This window comes from Nitrospira sp. T9, from assembly GCF_052156535.1.
In the GTDB taxonomy this organism is placed as follows: domain Bacteria; phylum Nitrospirota; class Nitrospiria; order Nitrospirales; family UBA8639; genus Nitrospira_E.
In genome coordinates this window covers 119,635-136,207 of the sequence record NZ_JBQKUP010000041.1, presented here as the reverse complement: position 1 = coordinate 136,207, position 16,573 = coordinate 119,635, and the positions used below count along the sequence as shown (strand labels likewise).

At 47.7% G+C, this 16,573-nt stretch carries 11 protein-coding genes; 7 read left to right on the top strand and 4 right to left on the bottom strand.

All coding sequences use genetic code 11. The features are described 5' to 3' along the window. Positions 1 to 90: 90 nt before the first annotated feature. The 3 genes from ACTRXD_RS17490 to ACTRXD_RS17480 all read left to right on the top strand — a co-directional run bounded on the left by ACTRXD_RS17490 (position 91) and on the right by ACTRXD_RS17480 (position 4,186). On the top strand, positions 91 to 1,413 hold the full coding sequence (locus ACTRXD_RS17490) for a toll/interleukin-1 receptor domain-containing protein (RefSeq protein ID WP_442433066.1): 1,323 nt from the start codon (positions 91 to 93) through the stop codon (positions 1,411 to 1,413). Positions 1,414 to 1,604: 191 nt separating this feature from the next. Further along, a complete protein-coding gene (locus ACTRXD_RS17485) occupies positions 1,605 to 2,315 on the top strand; it encodes a GNAT family N-acetyltransferase (RefSeq protein ID WP_442433065.1) in 711 nt (236 codons plus the stop codon). Between the two features lie 104 nt (positions 2,316 to 2,419). Next, positions 2,420 to 4,186 carry a hypothetical protein gene (locus ACTRXD_RS17480; protein ID WP_442433064.1) on the top strand — a complete coding sequence of 589 codons (1,767 nt, stop codon included), beginning with the start codon at positions 2,420 to 2,422 and terminating at the stop codon, positions 4,184 to 4,186. A 276-nt stretch (positions 4,187 to 4,462) separates the two neighbouring features. On the opposite strand, the gene ACTRXD_RS17475 is transcribed toward ACTRXD_RS17480, so the two are convergent. The 4 genes from ACTRXD_RS17475 to ACTRXD_RS17460 form a co-directional block, all read right to left on the bottom strand. After that, entirely contained in the window at positions 4,463 to 5,608 is a 1,146-nt protein-coding gene (locus ACTRXD_RS17475; RefSeq protein ID WP_442433063.1) for an Lcl domain-containing protein, read from the bottom strand. 411 nt (positions 5,609 to 6,019) lie between these two features. After that, complete coding sequence (locus ACTRXD_RS17470) at positions 6,020 to 6,568, bottom strand: hypothetical protein (protein WP_442433062.1); 549 nt, start codon at positions 6,566 to 6,568, stop codon at positions 6,020 to 6,022. Between the two features lie 581 nt (positions 6,569 to 7,149). Further along, the gene (locus ACTRXD_RS17465; RefSeq protein ID WP_442433061.1) at positions 7,150 to 8,190 is read right to left on the bottom strand and encodes a S1 family peptidase; all 1,041 of its coding nucleotides are present in this window, start codon (positions 8,188 to 8,190) and stop codon (positions 7,150 to 7,152) included. A 163-nt stretch (positions 8,191 to 8,353) separates the two neighbouring features. Further along, positions 8,354 to 9,352, bottom strand: a complete 999-nt coding sequence (locus ACTRXD_RS17460) for a hypothetical protein (RefSeq protein ID WP_442433060.1) — start codon at positions 9,350 to 9,352, stop codon at positions 8,354 to 8,356. 549 nt (positions 9,353 to 9,901) lie between these two features. Between ACTRXD_RS17460 and ACTRXD_RS17455 the strand changes: the two genes are divergently transcribed. The 4 genes from ACTRXD_RS17455 (at position 9,902) to ACTRXD_RS17440 (ending at position 16,531) form a co-directional block, all read left to right on the top strand. Then, entirely contained in the window at positions 9,902 to 10,264 is a 363-nt protein-coding gene (locus ACTRXD_RS17455; RefSeq protein WP_442433059.1) for a hypothetical protein, read from the top strand. 171 nt (positions 10,265 to 10,435) lie between these two features. Further along, positions 10,436 to 11,710 (top strand): TolC family protein, encoded by a 1,275-nt coding sequence (locus ACTRXD_RS17450; protein ID WP_442433058.1) that lies wholly within the window; start codon positions 10,436 to 10,438, stop codon positions 11,708 to 11,710. Between the two features lie 14 nt (positions 11,711 to 11,724). Continuing rightward, the gene (locus ACTRXD_RS17445) at positions 11,725 to 13,407 is read left to right on the top strand and encodes a FixH family protein (RefSeq protein ID WP_442433057.1); all 1,683 of its coding nucleotides are present in this window, start codon (positions 11,725 to 11,727) and stop codon (positions 13,405 to 13,407) included. A gap of 10 nt (positions 13,408 to 13,417) precedes the next feature. After that, complete coding sequence (locus ACTRXD_RS17440; RefSeq protein WP_442433056.1) at positions 13,418 to 16,531, top strand: efflux RND transporter permease subunit; 3,114 nt, start codon at positions 13,418 to 13,420, stop codon at positions 16,529 to 16,531. Positions 16,532 to 16,573: the final 42 nt, after the last annotated feature.

The following is a 16,573-nucleotide window of genomic DNA, read 5'->3' as shown; positions in this document are numbered from 1 at the left end:
CAACGGAATGTCCGGTCTTGCAACCTGGAAAACCCAGTTATTGGGCCTATCATAGTGTACGAAACGCCTTTGACCTTCTGAGGAATAAGCGTGGCCGACGTATTCATAAGCTACTCAAAAGCCGACAGACCTCTTGCAATGAAGCTGTCAGCATTTCTGGAAGCACAAGGTTACAGCACATGGTGGGACGACAACCTCGAAGTGGCCGCGACCTTTCGCGATACGATCATGCAAGAATTGGGGGAAGCGCGAGCTGTCATTGTTATATGGACCGAAGTCTCGGTCGACTCAGACTGGGTACGTGCAGAAGCTGGTCGCGCTCGTCAACAAAAAAAGCTAATTCCCGTAAAAACCAAAGACCTTATACATAACAACATTCCCTTACCTTTTGGCGAGATGCACATTGGGGACGTCGCCGATGAAACGGCAATCTTGCAAGCGATAGAAACGGAGTTAACAAAACCACAAATAAGTCGATCGGCATTTAGTGTGGTCTACAAGATGGCGCGTCATGAGTGGTTGCTGTGGTTTGGCACAATTGGAGGCGCGCTAACCTTAGCTGCTAACCTTGGCAATCTGATCACGTTATCGAAAACGGTCCGTTTGATATTCTCGAATTGGGTTTGGTTGCTGCAGTATCTATGGGATGCTCTTTTGTTTTTCCAATTCAAAATATCTGCTTATGATGCTGTCTTGATGACTATTTTTGTAATGGTAACAGCGAATGTGTTCCGTTCATGTAGAAGTCAAGTGACGATGAAAACAGTTGGGAGTGCTTTTCGTAAGGTTAGTTTGTCTCTAGCTCTAGTGGTCATTGCGGTCATTCTGATTATGTCTGTGGTTGGAGTTTCCATTAAGGTAAATAAATCAAATCAACTGAATTCATACATAGAAAACCAATTCCCGAACGATCTCGACTGCTCACGAGCGGTAAACGAATTTGTTCGTTATTTATACCGCGAACAATACGATGTGGATTTAAGAAAGGCTAGGCCACCGGTGGAATTCGAGCAATCCCTCCCTGGGAAACTTGAGGGAGTCAGGTGCATCGAGAAGTTCAGTGTTGATAGAGAAGAGTTGATGCATGTAGCTTGGCAAATACTTGATCTTGAAAACGACGTCGAGGAGAAGAGAAGTTTAGTATTGCCTTTGATAGCGGCGAATCCCAGGAGTGGACCCTTGTTAGCATGGATGCGGTCGACGCTCATTCTCCTCCCCCTCGCATTACCTTTTTTTATCTACGGCATAGCCCGCCTTTTTTCATTATTGAGGTTGGAGACTGGTATTCTGTCTGTTCGCCTGTGGCGGATAATTGCTGGAACGGCTTTAATTATTGCATTCAACCATTTGACCTTATGGGTTGAGCAAAGGCCGTGGGTCGTCGATATTTTGGCTAGACTTCGAGAAATATAATCGAATGTTCGTGGGATCTCCGACGGCTTTTCTAAACCAAACAGGCTCTGATTGTGGCTGCAGCGAACGTCAAGTATTGGCCGACACCCGCCTTTAAACTCGAAAATTTCAAGATCCCAGTGCGTCGTATGAGGGATGGCAACTCACGACCCAAAGCGGACGTTTAGGGTATATCATTTGGAGTATAGCTTTTGGACATTACATTTAGATTTTCCAATAGTGATGACATCAGAGACATTCATACTTGGTTAGTTGATCAGAATCACCACCAGGTTCATGGTACCTTCCTATGTAACTGGAACTTAACTAAAAAAACATACGAACGGGGAGAGCTAATTGTTGCCGTCTATGACGATGCTCCGATCGCATATATCTGGAAGAATTTTGGGATTATAGAGGTTAAGGAAGAGTACAGAAGAAAAGGCGTTGGACGTCTTTTAGTAGAATATGCCCTTAATCTTCATCAAAAATCTAATTCTCTTTCTATTGGCATTGAATGTACTCCAGAGACTTCTCTTCCATTTTGGCAGCAAATGGGGTTTAAGTTGTACAGTGACAACTGTGCTTACTACCTATTAGAAAATAAGAATGAACTTCCTCAAGACGGCGTTCCCATAAATGTTGAGATTTGTTTTTATCCAAGTGAAAGAGCTTGGAAAACCGAAATACAGCCTATCGAAATATTCACCCCGAAGGCATTGAAATGTTCAGATGGACTAATTCACTTAGAAAAACGTGTATCAATATATAGTTGTATTCCAGTATGGAATGGAGACCCCTTGATTGGGATAAAAGTTGATGGGAAAGAAATTCACTTAGCCAAAGCTAAATATGAAAGTTCAAAAGAAATTGGCGTTTTAAGTGATGATGAAGCTTTTGCGATTGAAAAAATTACTACATAATCCCAGGAAACTTTTGGTGGTGGTTTTACTGAATGTCCGCATGTGGCCGTTAGCGACCCAGCGCGGACATTGAGGCCATGTATTGAAGAAGGTAAAGATCATCTATGGACCAAGACTGGATTCTCCAAGTAAACGAAACTCGCCGGGCCTTCTCTAGTGCGACCTGGGTCCCTTTGAGGGCATCTCGGCATAAGGAGCAGGGTGAAGTTACAGATATAGGTTATGTCAGCGAGTTCTTTGGATGTGGGTCTGTTGCATTCCCTCCGGAGCATCGGGAAGTCGCGGAGCGATTTGGCTGGAGTGATATTGGAATCGGTCGAAGTGCGCAACCGTATGCTTACAAGGACGGTTATTACTCATCTATCGAGCAGTATCAATATAACGACAAAGAACCCATCGGAGTTCACCTTGTCTTCGAGCATCCTCAGCCTGTAGTTGACGGAAGACTGTGGATTCTGAATCCTGATCTGGTTGTTGCTCTTCATCTGATAAAAGATGGAAAAAACTGGGTAAGGCCAGAAGAGAATTTCAATGTCGTGGCTCGTGAGGTTCTTAATGATAAAGGAGATCATAGCCTGATCGAGATCAAGCGAGAATTTCTCATCGACTATTTGGCGGCAAGGAACCTTTCTCTTCGCCTCTCTTACTTCCGCGAAAGAGTAGAAAATATCGCAGCACTTGAAGGCAGCGCATACGCGACTCTAGCGAATCGAAAAGAACAGCGAGACGGCGGGCGGTTTGAACTCCTGATTCGCACTTTGGAAGATGTCTATGGCGGAAGATGGGCTTCGTTCCGAGTCGGGCGAAACGATGTTGATGAGGATGAAGATGCCCCAGTGATGGGGCCAGATAGCGAAGACACCACTACCTTTGAAAGCTCGCAAGGGAATTGGAGTGGTTACCAAGGTGTGCAGGTAGAGGGCATGTTCTGGCAAGACGAATGGATCGAGCATCAAGGGCAAAGCGTGCGTGTTCGAGGAGATGCAGATCAGACTCTTCCTCAATTCATCGTGGAGACTGACGGAACGCGAATGGCATCTGCCGATTTAGACCATGCAGAGGTTGGTCGATGGCTGTGGTTCCGTTCTAGCATAGTTAACGAGCTTCTCAATCATCGCGGCTTTTCTCTGAAGTGGTATACGGCGGAAACAGGGGGTATTCGCTCCACGTCTGGGTATGTGGTTCACTTCGGAATAAACTCTTCGGATTTGATCACGGTCTACGCCTATGATGTTGCCCGCCTTGCTGCATGGGAGCAACACATTTGGGCTGCTCAAAACGTTGTCCCGGATGGCAAGGTTTCACATGAGTTGCTAGCAGCGCAGGTGAAAACTCAACCAGCACCTACACATGCTGTTGAACACCTGCTATTCAAGAGTATGCGGATGCTAGAGGCAGGTTTTCGTCAAGAATTTAACGTTCCTCTGTACACTCACGACATAGATGATGCCTCAGGCATGCAACATATTTCCCGCTTTGCGAGCAAGGATCAACACTCGTTGCTGAGGTTAGCGAAAGATCTTGTTCGTGTGTTCTCGGATCGGCTTGATGTATGTGAGCTCCGTAAGATTTCAACGTATTCAGATAAGGATAAACTCGGTTCGAACAAACTTCTTCAGGATATTTTGGCCCAGAGGGTTGGGATTGATAAAGCTCGATTAGTGTTCGGAGCAATTGTTGGTGTGTATGACATGCGAGTAGGTGATGCTCACCCGACCAGTTCAAAGATTGGAGAGGCCTTAAAGCTTGCTGGAATTGACGAGAGCAAGTCGTTTATAAGACAAGGCGAACAACTGATTTCGCATTTTGGACAATCTATTTGGGGGATAGGCAAACTGCTTGCTGAAAAACTGGAAGACCAAAAAGACTAAACAATTCATAACATAACAAGGTGTTGTTGTCGAACAAATTTACCGCAGGGCGCGGCGTTCATAATGTCCGCTATTGGCCGGAGGCAGACATGTCGGTTACTGACCCAAAGCGGACATTTGACTATCTATAAGTGGGTGCGGGGGTAAGGAGTCGAAAGGAAACCTTCGGAAAAAAGTGTTGACAGTTGGGATGAAAATTCATTTTCTTCCCTAAATCTTAGACCCCATGTTACAGAATGGGGTATTCGGTTGCATTTTTGTCGATTGAAAGGTTCTTTACTTGACCCGGCGTACAAACAGAATCTTAAAAGGAAATTCTTGTCCTTCGTCTATGTATCTGCAATCCATATTGCCAAGGGTAAACCTCCAAGCATTTTGGTAGACACATGTTTGCCCTTGGGCATTCTGATAAAGATTCTTTCGACCTAGGGCCTTCTGGGTATTGATAATAAACCTCATTGTTCTCGTATACGTAAACTCGATGCCTTTCGGTGTCGCCGACCAGACGTGGTCTCGGATATCGTCAAAAAAGACTTCTTTCATGACCTTTCTATATGTTGTTGTATCAAGGAGAAGGAAGTTCCTCAATTCGTTGGCTGTTGGGAGACGCCAATCGGTGTAGCCTGCGAAATGAACCGTACAGTACCCATGCCTATAGCCATGTACATAATCGGTATCTGCGAAGTTTTTCTCAGTTAGATGCGCCATATTTTTTTGGGTATCATGACTGCCCCTACAGCCCTTTCCGAACAGCTCCGTCGCTTCAGGCCACGTGAGTTTTATAGCATCACCAGTAAAGGAATTGCCCGTCCACTTCTTCCCCCAAGGGGCTTGAATCCACATTAGCCCAGAATGTTCGTCTGTTGCCGTTCCATCCCCGTGAATAATCCAATTCTCACATTGTTTAGGTGGGTTGGAGTTAGCAAGGTTTTCTTCATTCCCAAATCCCGTACGCCTTGATTCTCTCGCTTCTTTAATCGGATCGTCATGAAGGGCTACTGATGATGGAGAATTTTCTTTTTGGGAATTATGCATAGTTTGGAAAGGCGCTGAATCAGGGCGTCGTAACGTCTGGATAAATCTTTTAACAATGTCAGCGCGTGGAACATTTTCCCAAATAAATTTTTCACCATCTTGCATACTAAATATCAAATTTTTGCTTGTTATCTCGTCGGTTATGGGACCATCTGTCACCTTTATTCCCGTCACGTCAGAGACAAACCGATCATCGTTTTCCCCTTTGGATAAATAAAGTTTCTTAGGATTCAGTGTTCTGATATTTAAGATCGATCGATCAATTATTTCGTACCTTGTTTTTACGCTGACAAGGGGGCCGCCGAGCGGATTTGGTTTGATATAAAGTATTTCTTGCTCATCTTCGACGATGCGAGTAAAACCAGCCTTTTCAAAATCAGGATTCACCGTAATTCCCTCCTTAATCAAATGCTCTATGTTACAGAATAGCGTATTTTGTAACCTTTTTCAGGCTACACGGGATATGGCTGGTGGTTAAATTCTTGCTATTTCAAAACCTTAGAAAACCCCTAGGTTTATTGGGTAGGCCCAAAAATGTGACAGTTCCCCTAAGCGAACTGTCACATTTTCCGCTCTTTTCGTCATCTCAGATGTCCGCTTTTGGTCGAACTCTGCCGATCAGCGGTGGCGCGAAGCGCCGTCTGTTGGATCAGCTTGTTATGCGTGTGTACCATCACACTTCGATCCACTCTTGGAATTGCTCTTCATCCTTCGCATCAAGTTTGAAATGCCTGGTCTCTGAGTTTCTCAGCCATTCTCGGTCGATGCGGAGAACAGCGTGAACGTTATGAAAGACCTTCAGAACGGAGAGCCTCCGTCGTGGTTCTCGTACAAGACCGCGACTGCACTGAGAGTCGTGTTCTGGGATGGCGTAACTCTGCGACGGCCACCGAATTTTCGATCGGTCACCCAAGGCGACGCTGCGGCCTCGTGCGGAACGGCGAGAACAACCTCTTCCAGGCCATACATCGCAGTCTTGATGGCATAGGGGTGGACATGGTGGTTAGATATTGAAACGTTGTTAAAGAGGACGAGTAGTGTCGGGTATTTGTCCTTCGCAAGCAACCGGAGCTGTTTCATGCCGTCAGTAATCTTCTGGCTCGCTCGCTGACCAGGCTTTCCTCCGAAGGCTTCCGGCAACCCCTGCTCGTTTAGCTGCCTCTGAAGACGCTTCTCCTCGTTGGTGGGATCGAACTGTTTGACCTCTGAGATCACCATGTTGCCCTGGAGAATAATCTCGTAGTCAGGAGTCCGTTTGTGAGACTCGGTCGGAATCCGCAAAAAAGAGATCGCCTGCCTATTGCAGTACGATTCAAAGAGAGTCTCGGAAATTGTCTGCTTTGTCATCAACGTTGCTCCGCATAACAAGTAATTATATAGTTTCCGTATATCGCATGATGCTATTTTCCACAAGTAGCAACAAAGTTGGCACGTTTACCAGTTTAGCTCACTGTATTTTATCCTAAATGAAACGAAATGCAGATCTGAAGATCATGACAACACACGCCATCTCATATTATTTAACCAAATGACCGAAGGTTGTTTGAAAGAAATTGACTGGTTGGTTTTGGCCAAAAGGGGCCATGAAAACGCGACCCGATCTGAAACTGCCTGTAAGATCATCGGATAGCGACTATTTCAGATAATCCCTTTTAACCACCAATCCGAAACAGTAAAGTTGTTGGGAAAGGTTACACTTACACGGCCTTAAGAATATCGCCTTTCTTTACCAGACCCTCTGACGCCCTATCAGCTGTCCTGGCCCCTCTTCAACCAGAAGAGCGGACCACTATTTACCTGTGAGGCACTGGATACGACAGGCAGAAAATGAGGGTGCATGATTACAAGACCTGAACAAAAATCTCCAAAATTTTCACTGGCCTGTTTTGCCAGCAAGGAATCGAGAAACTCTGGAATTCACACGGATTTTACTTGCCTTTCAATAACGACTCATTTAATGCCATAGCCGCTTTGGAACGATAATAGCTACTATTGATGGTTGATAGCATAGCTTTAATGTCTTCTGATTTAATTGGGGTTTTTAAATAGCGAGCTCCTGAAATTATTGCTTGAGAACAATAGTAGTCATCACCTATCGAAGCTGTTGAAATAAGCCTGGATAACTGAGAACTATTAACTCCATTCTTTAACCTTGTTATTCCATGCTTAAAAGTAATTAGTGAATAATAATCATCTGAAATATTTTCTAAAGTAGCAACCAAGGCATCAAATATTTCCATGTCATCGTTTGCCTCATCAATTTGCTTTTCCCCTACAATGGGCAGTTTAGATATGCCCTCCCCATCAATGGAGGGAATTTTTTCAGAAACTAATTTCGACAGACTTCTCATTCCCCGGATAAATCCCCATAAACTTTCTACAGGATTGCCTATTCCGTATCGTGGGCCTCTTCGTTGAACTAATCCAACAACCTTTCCCTCATACACAATAGCTCCCCCAGAGGCTCCCTCATCAATTCCCACATCAAAAACCAAATCCCTTCCTCTTCGGGCTACCATATATCCATGGAGAATTGCCCAATCACCTACCTCAAGGGGTAAACCCAACACCTCTATCGCTTCACCACCAATTATTTCAGGATCTTCTATTGCTAAAGGGAGAACCCGAACTTGAGAAGTAATCGACAACCGGCTTTCTACCTTAAGTAAAGCTATACCCCGATCCTCATCATTCAACTCTGATCCAGATTCTACATGGGCCTCGGAAGGGGTCGATTGACTATAAAATACAACCTTTGGATTAGGCTCCGCTAAAACTACATGTGCTGCAGTCAGAATAAAAATATCATTGCTGTCGATTTTCACTATGAGACCACTTCCAATCCGATTTTTTCCCAAAATTTCGACAATGCCCGGCAGAAGGTCGTTCGTTTTTACATCCTGCGCAATACCTGGAATGGTTACTCCAATTAGCAAAAACCAAAGGATGTTTATTTTCAATAATTGCATCAACATACTTGGGCTGAAATTGTGCTTTTCAATCGACCAACCACAAAAACAGGTAACCTACTTTCGAGTTACTTGGAGAGATAACGTTTTCGGACGATGGCGTGGCAATAACCAGAATTTTTCTTTTTATTTTCCATTTTTTCAGATCAGTTCAAATGAACCTTTAGGGGGAGGTAAATAAATTTATCAAGGCCCCTAAGAAAGCTGTTATACATCCCACGATTGCTGCAATAAAAAGTATTGGTCCCTTTTTATGTAATAAAGATCTCTCAACCACTGCCTTTAGTATTGCATTAATTTGTTTACTCCATGGGGATAAAACTAGCGCCATTATAGCTGGCACTATTAATATTGCACTCGGCAAGACAGAACTAATTGCGACCGCAATAACCCAATGACTACTTGAAAACAGTGCAACGCCCAAATTTGTTAAAAATAGGCTATAGGTCCAAAATTGACCTAGGTTTAATAGTGAAAGAGTTAATGCAAGAACTGTGGTTAAAATAAAAATGATATTAGACACAAGATTACAAATTAAAAATACTGTAAATGAAATTAAAATAGAAGTCAGCAAACTTAGCAACAAAGATCCTAGAATCAATATTGGTGAATCGGTGCTCTGAATTGCTTTCAAAATATTCCAATTAAATTTGAGGGAAACTATATCTCCAATAAGATTTGAAAAAGTTATAATTGCTAAAAGGGAAATTAAATAAATCCATTTAAATTGAGGTTCCGCTGCGGATATTACAATTTTATTGATAGTATCGATTGCCTCCATTCTTTCGGTTGAACTTACCTCAAGGGCTTTTTTATTGACTGTCGAGAATGATTCTTGGAGTAGAATTAGTTCCTCATCGTATACTTTCCATGGCATGGCCTTTAACCCAAATGTTGTTTCTGTCAAAAACCCTACTAAGCCCAAACTACCTAATAGGATAAAAAGACTTAACGTTATAGATTTGGATATTGAAAGCTTAATTAAAGTTTTTTCTCCAAGAAATGTTTGAAGTAAGGAAAACACTAATACGAGTGGAATTTTAACCGCACCATCCGGGGTTGCAAGATGTTTCTGGCTTGCCCTCGAAATCCATTCCTTTAGGTTCTGCTTTTGGCTCTCTTTTAACCATAAATTTAGAAAAGTAATTAACGAACCCATCATTATTAGGACTGCGATTGAATTGGACAACATGGAATTAATTTTTCAATCCGCCTAAACTATTTGTTTCGAGGGCTTCAAACCAGTTTATGTATGGGAACGGTTAGTCCCAAAAATGCCCCACAATTTCCGAAAACTTGGAAAATAGTATCAGGAATGAAGAAAATTAGCACAGCCTTTAGTCAATTCAACACCGAAATTATTCGCTCGGCACGGAGTGACGTATCACTCTCAATTGCCAACATTTTCGACTGTCGTCTTCGGTCATATTGAAGGTGCGAATCCGAGTGCCGTGCTACCAGGCATCGCTCATAAAGTCCCCTGACCAGAGGGCGTTCGGCATAAAGAGTGGAAGCAAGAGCCGTTTAGGCATGGGGCGTTTTTTCCGGTAGGACCAATTCAGCCTAACTGTAGATAGACAAGATAAATGCATTTTCATTTCAAAAAGGTCCCAAAGTTCGTAACCCCGCGATACATTTCCAGCCCCCCTCAGCGAAACTCCCCATCCAATCGCTATTTACTGAGAAGGATTTTAAGAGTAGGATAACTCTGATGAGATCCTTCCCGAAAATGTTAGCCCTCTTCCTCATTGGTCTGTTTCTCGCATTCAGCTTTAACGCCTATGCCTGCGTGGTGCCGGTCTTTGACAAAATGCCTGAAACTCAAGTGAGTGATTGCACCATGCCGGGGGAAGAGCCTGTTACTCAGTTCTGTGACGGGTTTAAAACTCTCGCGGTCCAATCGAGTCTCGATACTCCTTCAAACAGCCAGGCTCAAGTCCCCTTCATTGGCGAAATAACCCTGCTTCTTCCTGACCTTGTCCCCTCCTCCAGAACATTTATCTTTCCGCCCGGTGCCGGCCATGTGGCCGTACCAGAAGACCTTCTCCTCCTCATCTCCATTTTCCGTATTTGATCCCCTCCCCGTTTCTCCGTTCATCATCAAATCCCTGAATTCACGACCTTACTGATCCCGGTCTGACGCCTTCAGGCCTGATCGACACGACTTTTTCTCCTTCCTGCTTCATTGGATATTAGGCAGAACCGGTGAAGAGTCCATGGTCGTTACATACAAGCGGAGTCAACCATGCACCAGATAATTTCCAGATACGTGGTGATAGTAGCATTCGGAATGGTATGGCTTGGTCCGGCAGGTCCACTCGCGGCTCAACCACCCGGCACGACTGAACCGGTCTTGGAGCTCGTGCCCCTGATCCAGGAAGCCATTCAAAAGAATCCTGAGATCGCCTCGACACAAGAACAGGTCCTGGCCATGAAGGAGCGCGCCCCTCAAGTGGGAGCTCTGGCCGACCCTGAATTAAAGGTTCAGTTGTGGAATACGCCTGATTCGCTGAATGTCACCAAAACGCAAACGGTTATCTACGGGGTTGCGCAACAATTCCCCTTCCCGGGATTGCTCTCGAAGAAAGCCGAGGTGGCGACACGGGAAGCCGACCAGGCCGAACAACGCGTGGCCGCCAAAGTCCGCGAAATTACCGCTGCGGTCAAGATGGCTTTTTTTGAGCTGTTGTATGCGCACAAAGCCATTGAGGTTCATCATGAACAGCAAAAATTGCTCCGGCAGTTCTTTGATATTGCCAATGCCAAATACGGAGTGGGAACCCGAACACAGGTAGATGTCCTGCGAGCTCAAGTAGAGCTGTCGAAAATTTCCCAACAATTACCCGTCCTCAATCAACGACGGGAAACCGCTCAAGCTCATCTCAATACCATTCTGGATCGTGATCCCCATGCTCCGCTTGGTATCCCGCGAGCACCACGTCCTCAACCGCTGACTCGCTCGCTTGAGGAACTCCAGGAGCATGCGCTTCGACTCCGCCCGGAACTTCAAGAAGCTGATCTGGCGGTGACGCGATTTCAGTCGGCCACACAACTGGCCAAATTGCAGTACTACCCTCACCTTCGGGTGGAACTCCAGCGCTGGCAAAATTACCACACCGACGACGGATTCGGGGGAAATCTGATGGTGAACATTCCCTTCGCGTTCTGGACCAAACCGAAGTATGACGCAGGTGTCAGGGAAGCGGCAGCGCAAGTCAGATCCGCACAAGCCAAGCAACAGACCCTTGTCACACTCACGCGCTTTCAGGTCAAGGATCTGGTGGTGCAAATTAAGGCCACGCAAGAGGTTCTGGAACTTTATCGCACCACCGTCCTTCCGCAGGCACAGCAGGTTCTCCAAGCCGCCCATGTGGGCTATCGAACGGATCGCACGGATTTTTTGGATCTGATCGATGCGGAACGCGCGCTCATCACCTTTCGGCTTGAATATATCCGGGCGCTCGTGAACCGGGAACAGCAAGTCGCCCAACTTGAACGCGTGCTCGGCGCGGACTTGTAAGAAGGAGACGCACGATGCTCACGCACCCATCACGACCACACTGGATCACCCTCGGAGTTGTGCTCTGTATCCTGGTAGCAGGCCTGTTCTTTTTCAAAGAATCCTGGTGGCCCCTCTTTCAATCAATGGGACAGACCACGAACGATGCCACGCATACCGAACAACCCATGCCGGACATGGATACCATGAGCGACCGTTCTTCCATGGAGATGGAAACCCGCCAGGCCTATGCCATGGTGACTCCGGCACAGCAACAACTGATGGGAGTCACCACAGAGTTGGTCAGCATGCGCCCGCTCCAGACAGAGATCCGTGCCGTGGGAAAAGTGGCCTATGACGAGCAACGTCTCACCCACATTAATCTTCGCATTTCGGGTTGGGTGGAGGATCTCTTTGTGGATACCACAGGCCAACATGTTCGAAAAGGTCAGCCCTTGTTCACCCTCTACAGCCAGGAACTCGTGTCGGCGCAGGAAGAATATCTGCTTGCCACGAAAGCCTATGAGCAAATTCAGAATAGCCCTCTTCTCGAAGCCCGGGATCAGACGGCTCAAATGGTCCAGTCTGCGCGCGACCGTCTTCGACATTGGACATTGACGGATGCACAGATCGATGAGTTGGCGCGTCGTGGAAAGCCGCAGACCTATGTCACGATTTATTCCCCTGTCGCCGGATACGTGATTGACAAGCAGGTCTTTAAAGGCACGTTGGTGAAACCCGAGATGACCCTCTATGCCATTGCTGACCTTTCTACCGTATGGGTGGAGGCGGAAGTCTTTGAGTATGAAATGCCCTTTGTCCAAGTGGGGCAAGAGGGAATCCTGACCCTGGCGGCCTATCCTGGAGAAACCTTTCGAGGAGAAATTACCTTTATCTATCCATACCTCAACCGGGAGGCCCGCACCAATACCGTTCGGCTGGTGTTCAAAAATCCGAAGCTGCGACTGAAACCGGACATGTATGGGACCGTTCAGATTCAGGTGAATCGCGGAAGCAAGCTTGCTGTTCCTGAGGAAGCGGTGCTCAATTCCGGGACCCAACAGGTCGTCTATGTGGTCCGGGGAGAGGGCATGTTTGAACCACGGCAAGTGACCCTTGGCCCGAAAGTAGGCGGCTACTATGAAATCGTCGAAGGTCTGGCCTTGGACGAGCGGATCGCCACGTCCGGCACGTTTCTCCTGGATTCGGAAAGCAAGCTCATGGCGAGTTCGAACATGATGGGCGCGCTGGGGATGGGAGGAATCAAAATGGAGCAGGCGCAGATGGGCAAGATGGATATGGGAATGGATAAGGCCATGCCAGAATCAGGAATGCCGCCGACGAACAAGATACCGACAGGAACGAGTAAGAAGAGAGCCGGTGACCTCACGCTGGGCTTTACAACCCATCCCTCGCCCGTACACATAGGGCAAAACCGGATACAGGTGACGGTCTCCAATCAACAAGGCACACCGGTCTCCCCTGCGCAGGTTCAACTCACCTTCACCATGCCGATGCCGGGCATGCTCCCGGCTACGGTTCCGATGACAGCAAAAGCGGAAGGCACCTATGAAGCCACGGTCAATCTTGGCATGGCGGGCCAATGGGATTTGACGATCCTGATTCAACGTGCAGGGCAGCCCGATGTTCGGAAAACGTTTTCGGTGGTTGCCGGAGGCGGAGGAATGTCCGGGATGCCGGGAATGTCCGGAATGTGAGTGATCCAACATGATTGAACGCATCATCGACTGGAGCGCCCGCAACGGGTTTTTAGTGGGCATCCTCACCCTGTTTCTGATGGGCTGGGGAATCTGGGCCGTCTATCACACGCCCCTGGATGCCCTGCCCGATCTATCCGATGTGCAAGTGATCGTCATGACGGAGTGGCCTGGCCGAAGTCCGGATTTGATTGAGGATCAAATCACCTATCCCATTGTCACCTCGATGCTGGGCGCACCACGCATCAAATATGTTCGAGGCCAATCGTTTCTGGGTTTGTCCTTTGTCTATATTGTGTTTCAGGACGGAACCGATATGTATTGGGCCCGAAGCCGGGTGGTGGAATACCTGCAGGGGCTTGTAGGAAAACTGCCGGAAGGGATCGCTCCAACCTTAGGACCGGATGCGACAGGGGTCGGGTGGGTCTATCAATATGCGCTGGTGGACGAAAGCGGAAACCATAGTTTGGCCGATCTTCGATCGTTTCAAGATTGGTACTTGCGTTATTGGTTGCAAAGTGTGCCCGGCGTGGCGGAAGTGGCGACCATCGGCGGGTTCGTGAAACAGTATCAAGTCCAGGTCGATCCCGTGAAATTACAGGGATATGGTATCGGCCTTCCCCAGGTCATTCAGGCTGTCCGACGCAGTAACAATGAAGTAGGAGGGCGGGTCATTGAGGCCAGTGAACGGGAATATATGGTACGGGGCCGCGGCTACATCCAATCGCTTGACGATCTTCGAACCATTCCAGTCGGAACGGACGGAAAGGGGACGCCCATTACCGTTCACGATATCGCGACCGTGACGTTCGGGCCGGATCTCAGACGTGGCATTGCTGAATTAAATGGACAAGGAGAAACCGTCGGTGGCATCGTGATCATGCGTTATGGCGAAAATGCGCTTGACGTCATTCAACGGGTCAAAGAACGCATAGCCACCATCACGCCCTCTATTCCCGAAGGCATCCGAATCGTTCCGGTGTATGATCGCTCAGAATTAATTCTTCGGGCCATCGCCACGCTCAAAGAAAAAGTATTGGAAATCACCATCGTCGTAAGCGTGATTAGCTTTCTTTTTTTATTTCACGTTCGCTCCGCGCTGGTTCCCGTCCTCTTACTACCCGTCGCGATTCTCCTGTCATTTATTGCGATGTATTTTCTTGGCATCTCCTCGAACATCATGGCACTCTCCGGCATCGCCATCGCCATCGGAACCATGGTCGATGCGGTCATTGTCATGGTAGAAAACGCGCACCGTCGTTTGGAGGAATGGGAACAAGGAGGACGTTCAGGCTCACGGGATGACGTCATTATTCAAGCCGCCCGGGAAGTCGGCAAGCCCCTCTTCTTTTCATTGCTCATCATCACCGTCTCGTTTCTGCCCATCTTTACATTAGAAGCGCAGGAAGGCCGTCTGTTCAAGCCGCTGGCCTACACCAAAACATTCGCCATGTTTTTTGCGGCGTTGTTGTCCATCGGGTTGGCCCCCCTCTTGATGAAATGGTTCATTCGCGGCCGGATGATGGCTGAACGACGAAACCCGCTGAACCGGTTTCTTGTATGGATCTATGCCCCTCTTCTGAAAGGTGTTCTGAAAGCCCGCTGGCTGGTCGTCGGCCTAGCCATACTCGGAATGATCGTCGTCGTTCCCGTCTACCAACAGTTAGGCTCTGAATTTATGCCTCCCCTGAACGAAGGCACGATTCTGTATATGCCCACCAGCATACCGGGCATGTCCATCAAACAAGCCTCCACCATCCTCCAAACACAAGACCGGCTATTAAAAGAATTCCCGGAAGTGGATCAAGTGATGGGCAAAATGGGGCGGGCGCGCACCGCAACCGATCCGGCACCCTTGCATATGGGCGAGACCATTGTGACCTTGAAGCCTCAAGAAGATTGGCGGCCCGGCATGACGTGGGACACGCTCATTACCGAAATGGACAAAAAAGTGAAATTGCCGGGCATGCCGAATATTTGGTGGATGCCGATTCAAACACGAACCGAAATGCTCGCCACCGGCATTCGCAGCAGTGTAGGCATAAGAATCCTGGGGCCCAAATTAGAAGGACTGGAACGAATCGGGCTACACATTGAAAGCCTGCTTCACACACTTCAGGGCACCCGGAATGCCTACGCCGAACGGGTCACGGGAGGGTACTATGTCGATATCGACGTGAACCGCAACGCCGCTGCCCGTTATGGCCTCACCGTTGGGGACGTGCAGGATGTCATTGAATCCGCAATTGGCGGGAAGAATATTGCATGGACCGTGGAAGGCCGTGAACGCTATCCGATTAATGTTCGATACCCACGGGATCTGCGACAGGATGTGGAAGCGCTCAAGCGCGTGCTTGTCAGTACGCCACACGGCGAACAGATCCCCCTCGCCCAACTTTCTCACATTTCCACCACCACGGGTCCGCCTTCTGTGCGAGATGAAAATGGATCATTAGCGAGTATGGTGTTTGTGGATATTGCAGGCGAGGATCTCGGCACCTATGTTCACAAGGCCAAAGACCTGGTTCAGAAGCACATCACCCTTCCATCCGGGTATACCTTACAATGGGCGGGTCAATATCAGTATCTGGAACGGGCACAAGAAAAACTCAAGATGGTGATTCCCCTCACGTTGTTTCTCATATTCCTCCTTCTGTATCTCAACTTTCATTCCATCCCCCGATGTCTGCTTGTATTGCTCTCGGTGCCGTTCTCCCTGGTCGGGGCTATCTGGTATGTGGATGTCCTGAACTATCCTCTCAGCATTGCCGTGTGGGTCGGACTGATCGCCTTGGCAGGAGTGGCCGCAGAAACGGGGGTAATCATGGTGATGTTTTTGGACGAGGCTTGCTCCCGCCGGCAACGGGAGAATCGACTGCACTCGTTGGCGGACCTTCGTGATGCCATCATCGAAGGTGCCGTCTTACGAGTCCGCCCGAAAATCATGACCGCCTCGGCCATCATCCTGGGTTTGCTCCCCATCATGTGGTCACAAGGAACGGGTGCCGATATGATGAAACGCATCGCGGCGCCCATGATCGGCGGAATGGTCACGGCAACCGTGCTCACACTGTTGGTCATCCCCGCCATCTATTTCATCTGGCGTAAGAGGCAATTACAATGAGACCATTGAAATTTTATGATACGGGACCATGTCAAAAATACA

Excerpts from the sequence above, each read along its gene's own strand:
- ACTRXD_RS17450 (WP_442433058.1), top strand. The coding sequence starts at position 10,436 with ATGCACCAGATAATTTCCAGATACGTGGTGATAGTAGCATTCGGAATG.
- ACTRXD_RS17480 (WP_442433064.1), top strand. The coding sequence starts at position 2,420 with ATGGACCAAGACTGGATTCTCCAAGTAAACGAAACTCGCCGGGCCTTC.
- ACTRXD_RS17470 (WP_442433062.1), bottom strand. The coding sequence starts at position 6,568 with ATGACAAAGCAGACAATTTCCGAGACTCTCTTTGAATCGTACTGCAAT.
- ACTRXD_RS17455 (WP_442433059.1), top strand. The coding sequence starts at position 9,902 with ATGAGATCCTTCCCGAAAATGTTAGCCCTCTTCCTCATTGGTCTGTTT.
- ACTRXD_RS17465 (WP_442433061.1), bottom strand. The coding sequence starts at position 8,190 with ATGCAATTATTGAAAATAAACATCCTTTGGTTTTTGCTAATTGGAGTA.
- ACTRXD_RS17440 (WP_442433056.1), top strand. The coding sequence starts at position 13,418 with ATGATTGAACGCATCATCGACTGGAGCGCCCGCAACGGGTTTTTAGTG.
- ACTRXD_RS17460 (WP_442433060.1), bottom strand. The coding sequence starts at position 9,352 with ATGATGGGTTCGTTAATTACTTTTCTAAATTTATGGTTAAAAGAGAGC.
- ACTRXD_RS17445 (WP_442433057.1), top strand. The coding sequence starts at position 11,725 with ATGCTCACGCACCCATCACGACCACACTGGATCACCCTCGGAGTTGTG.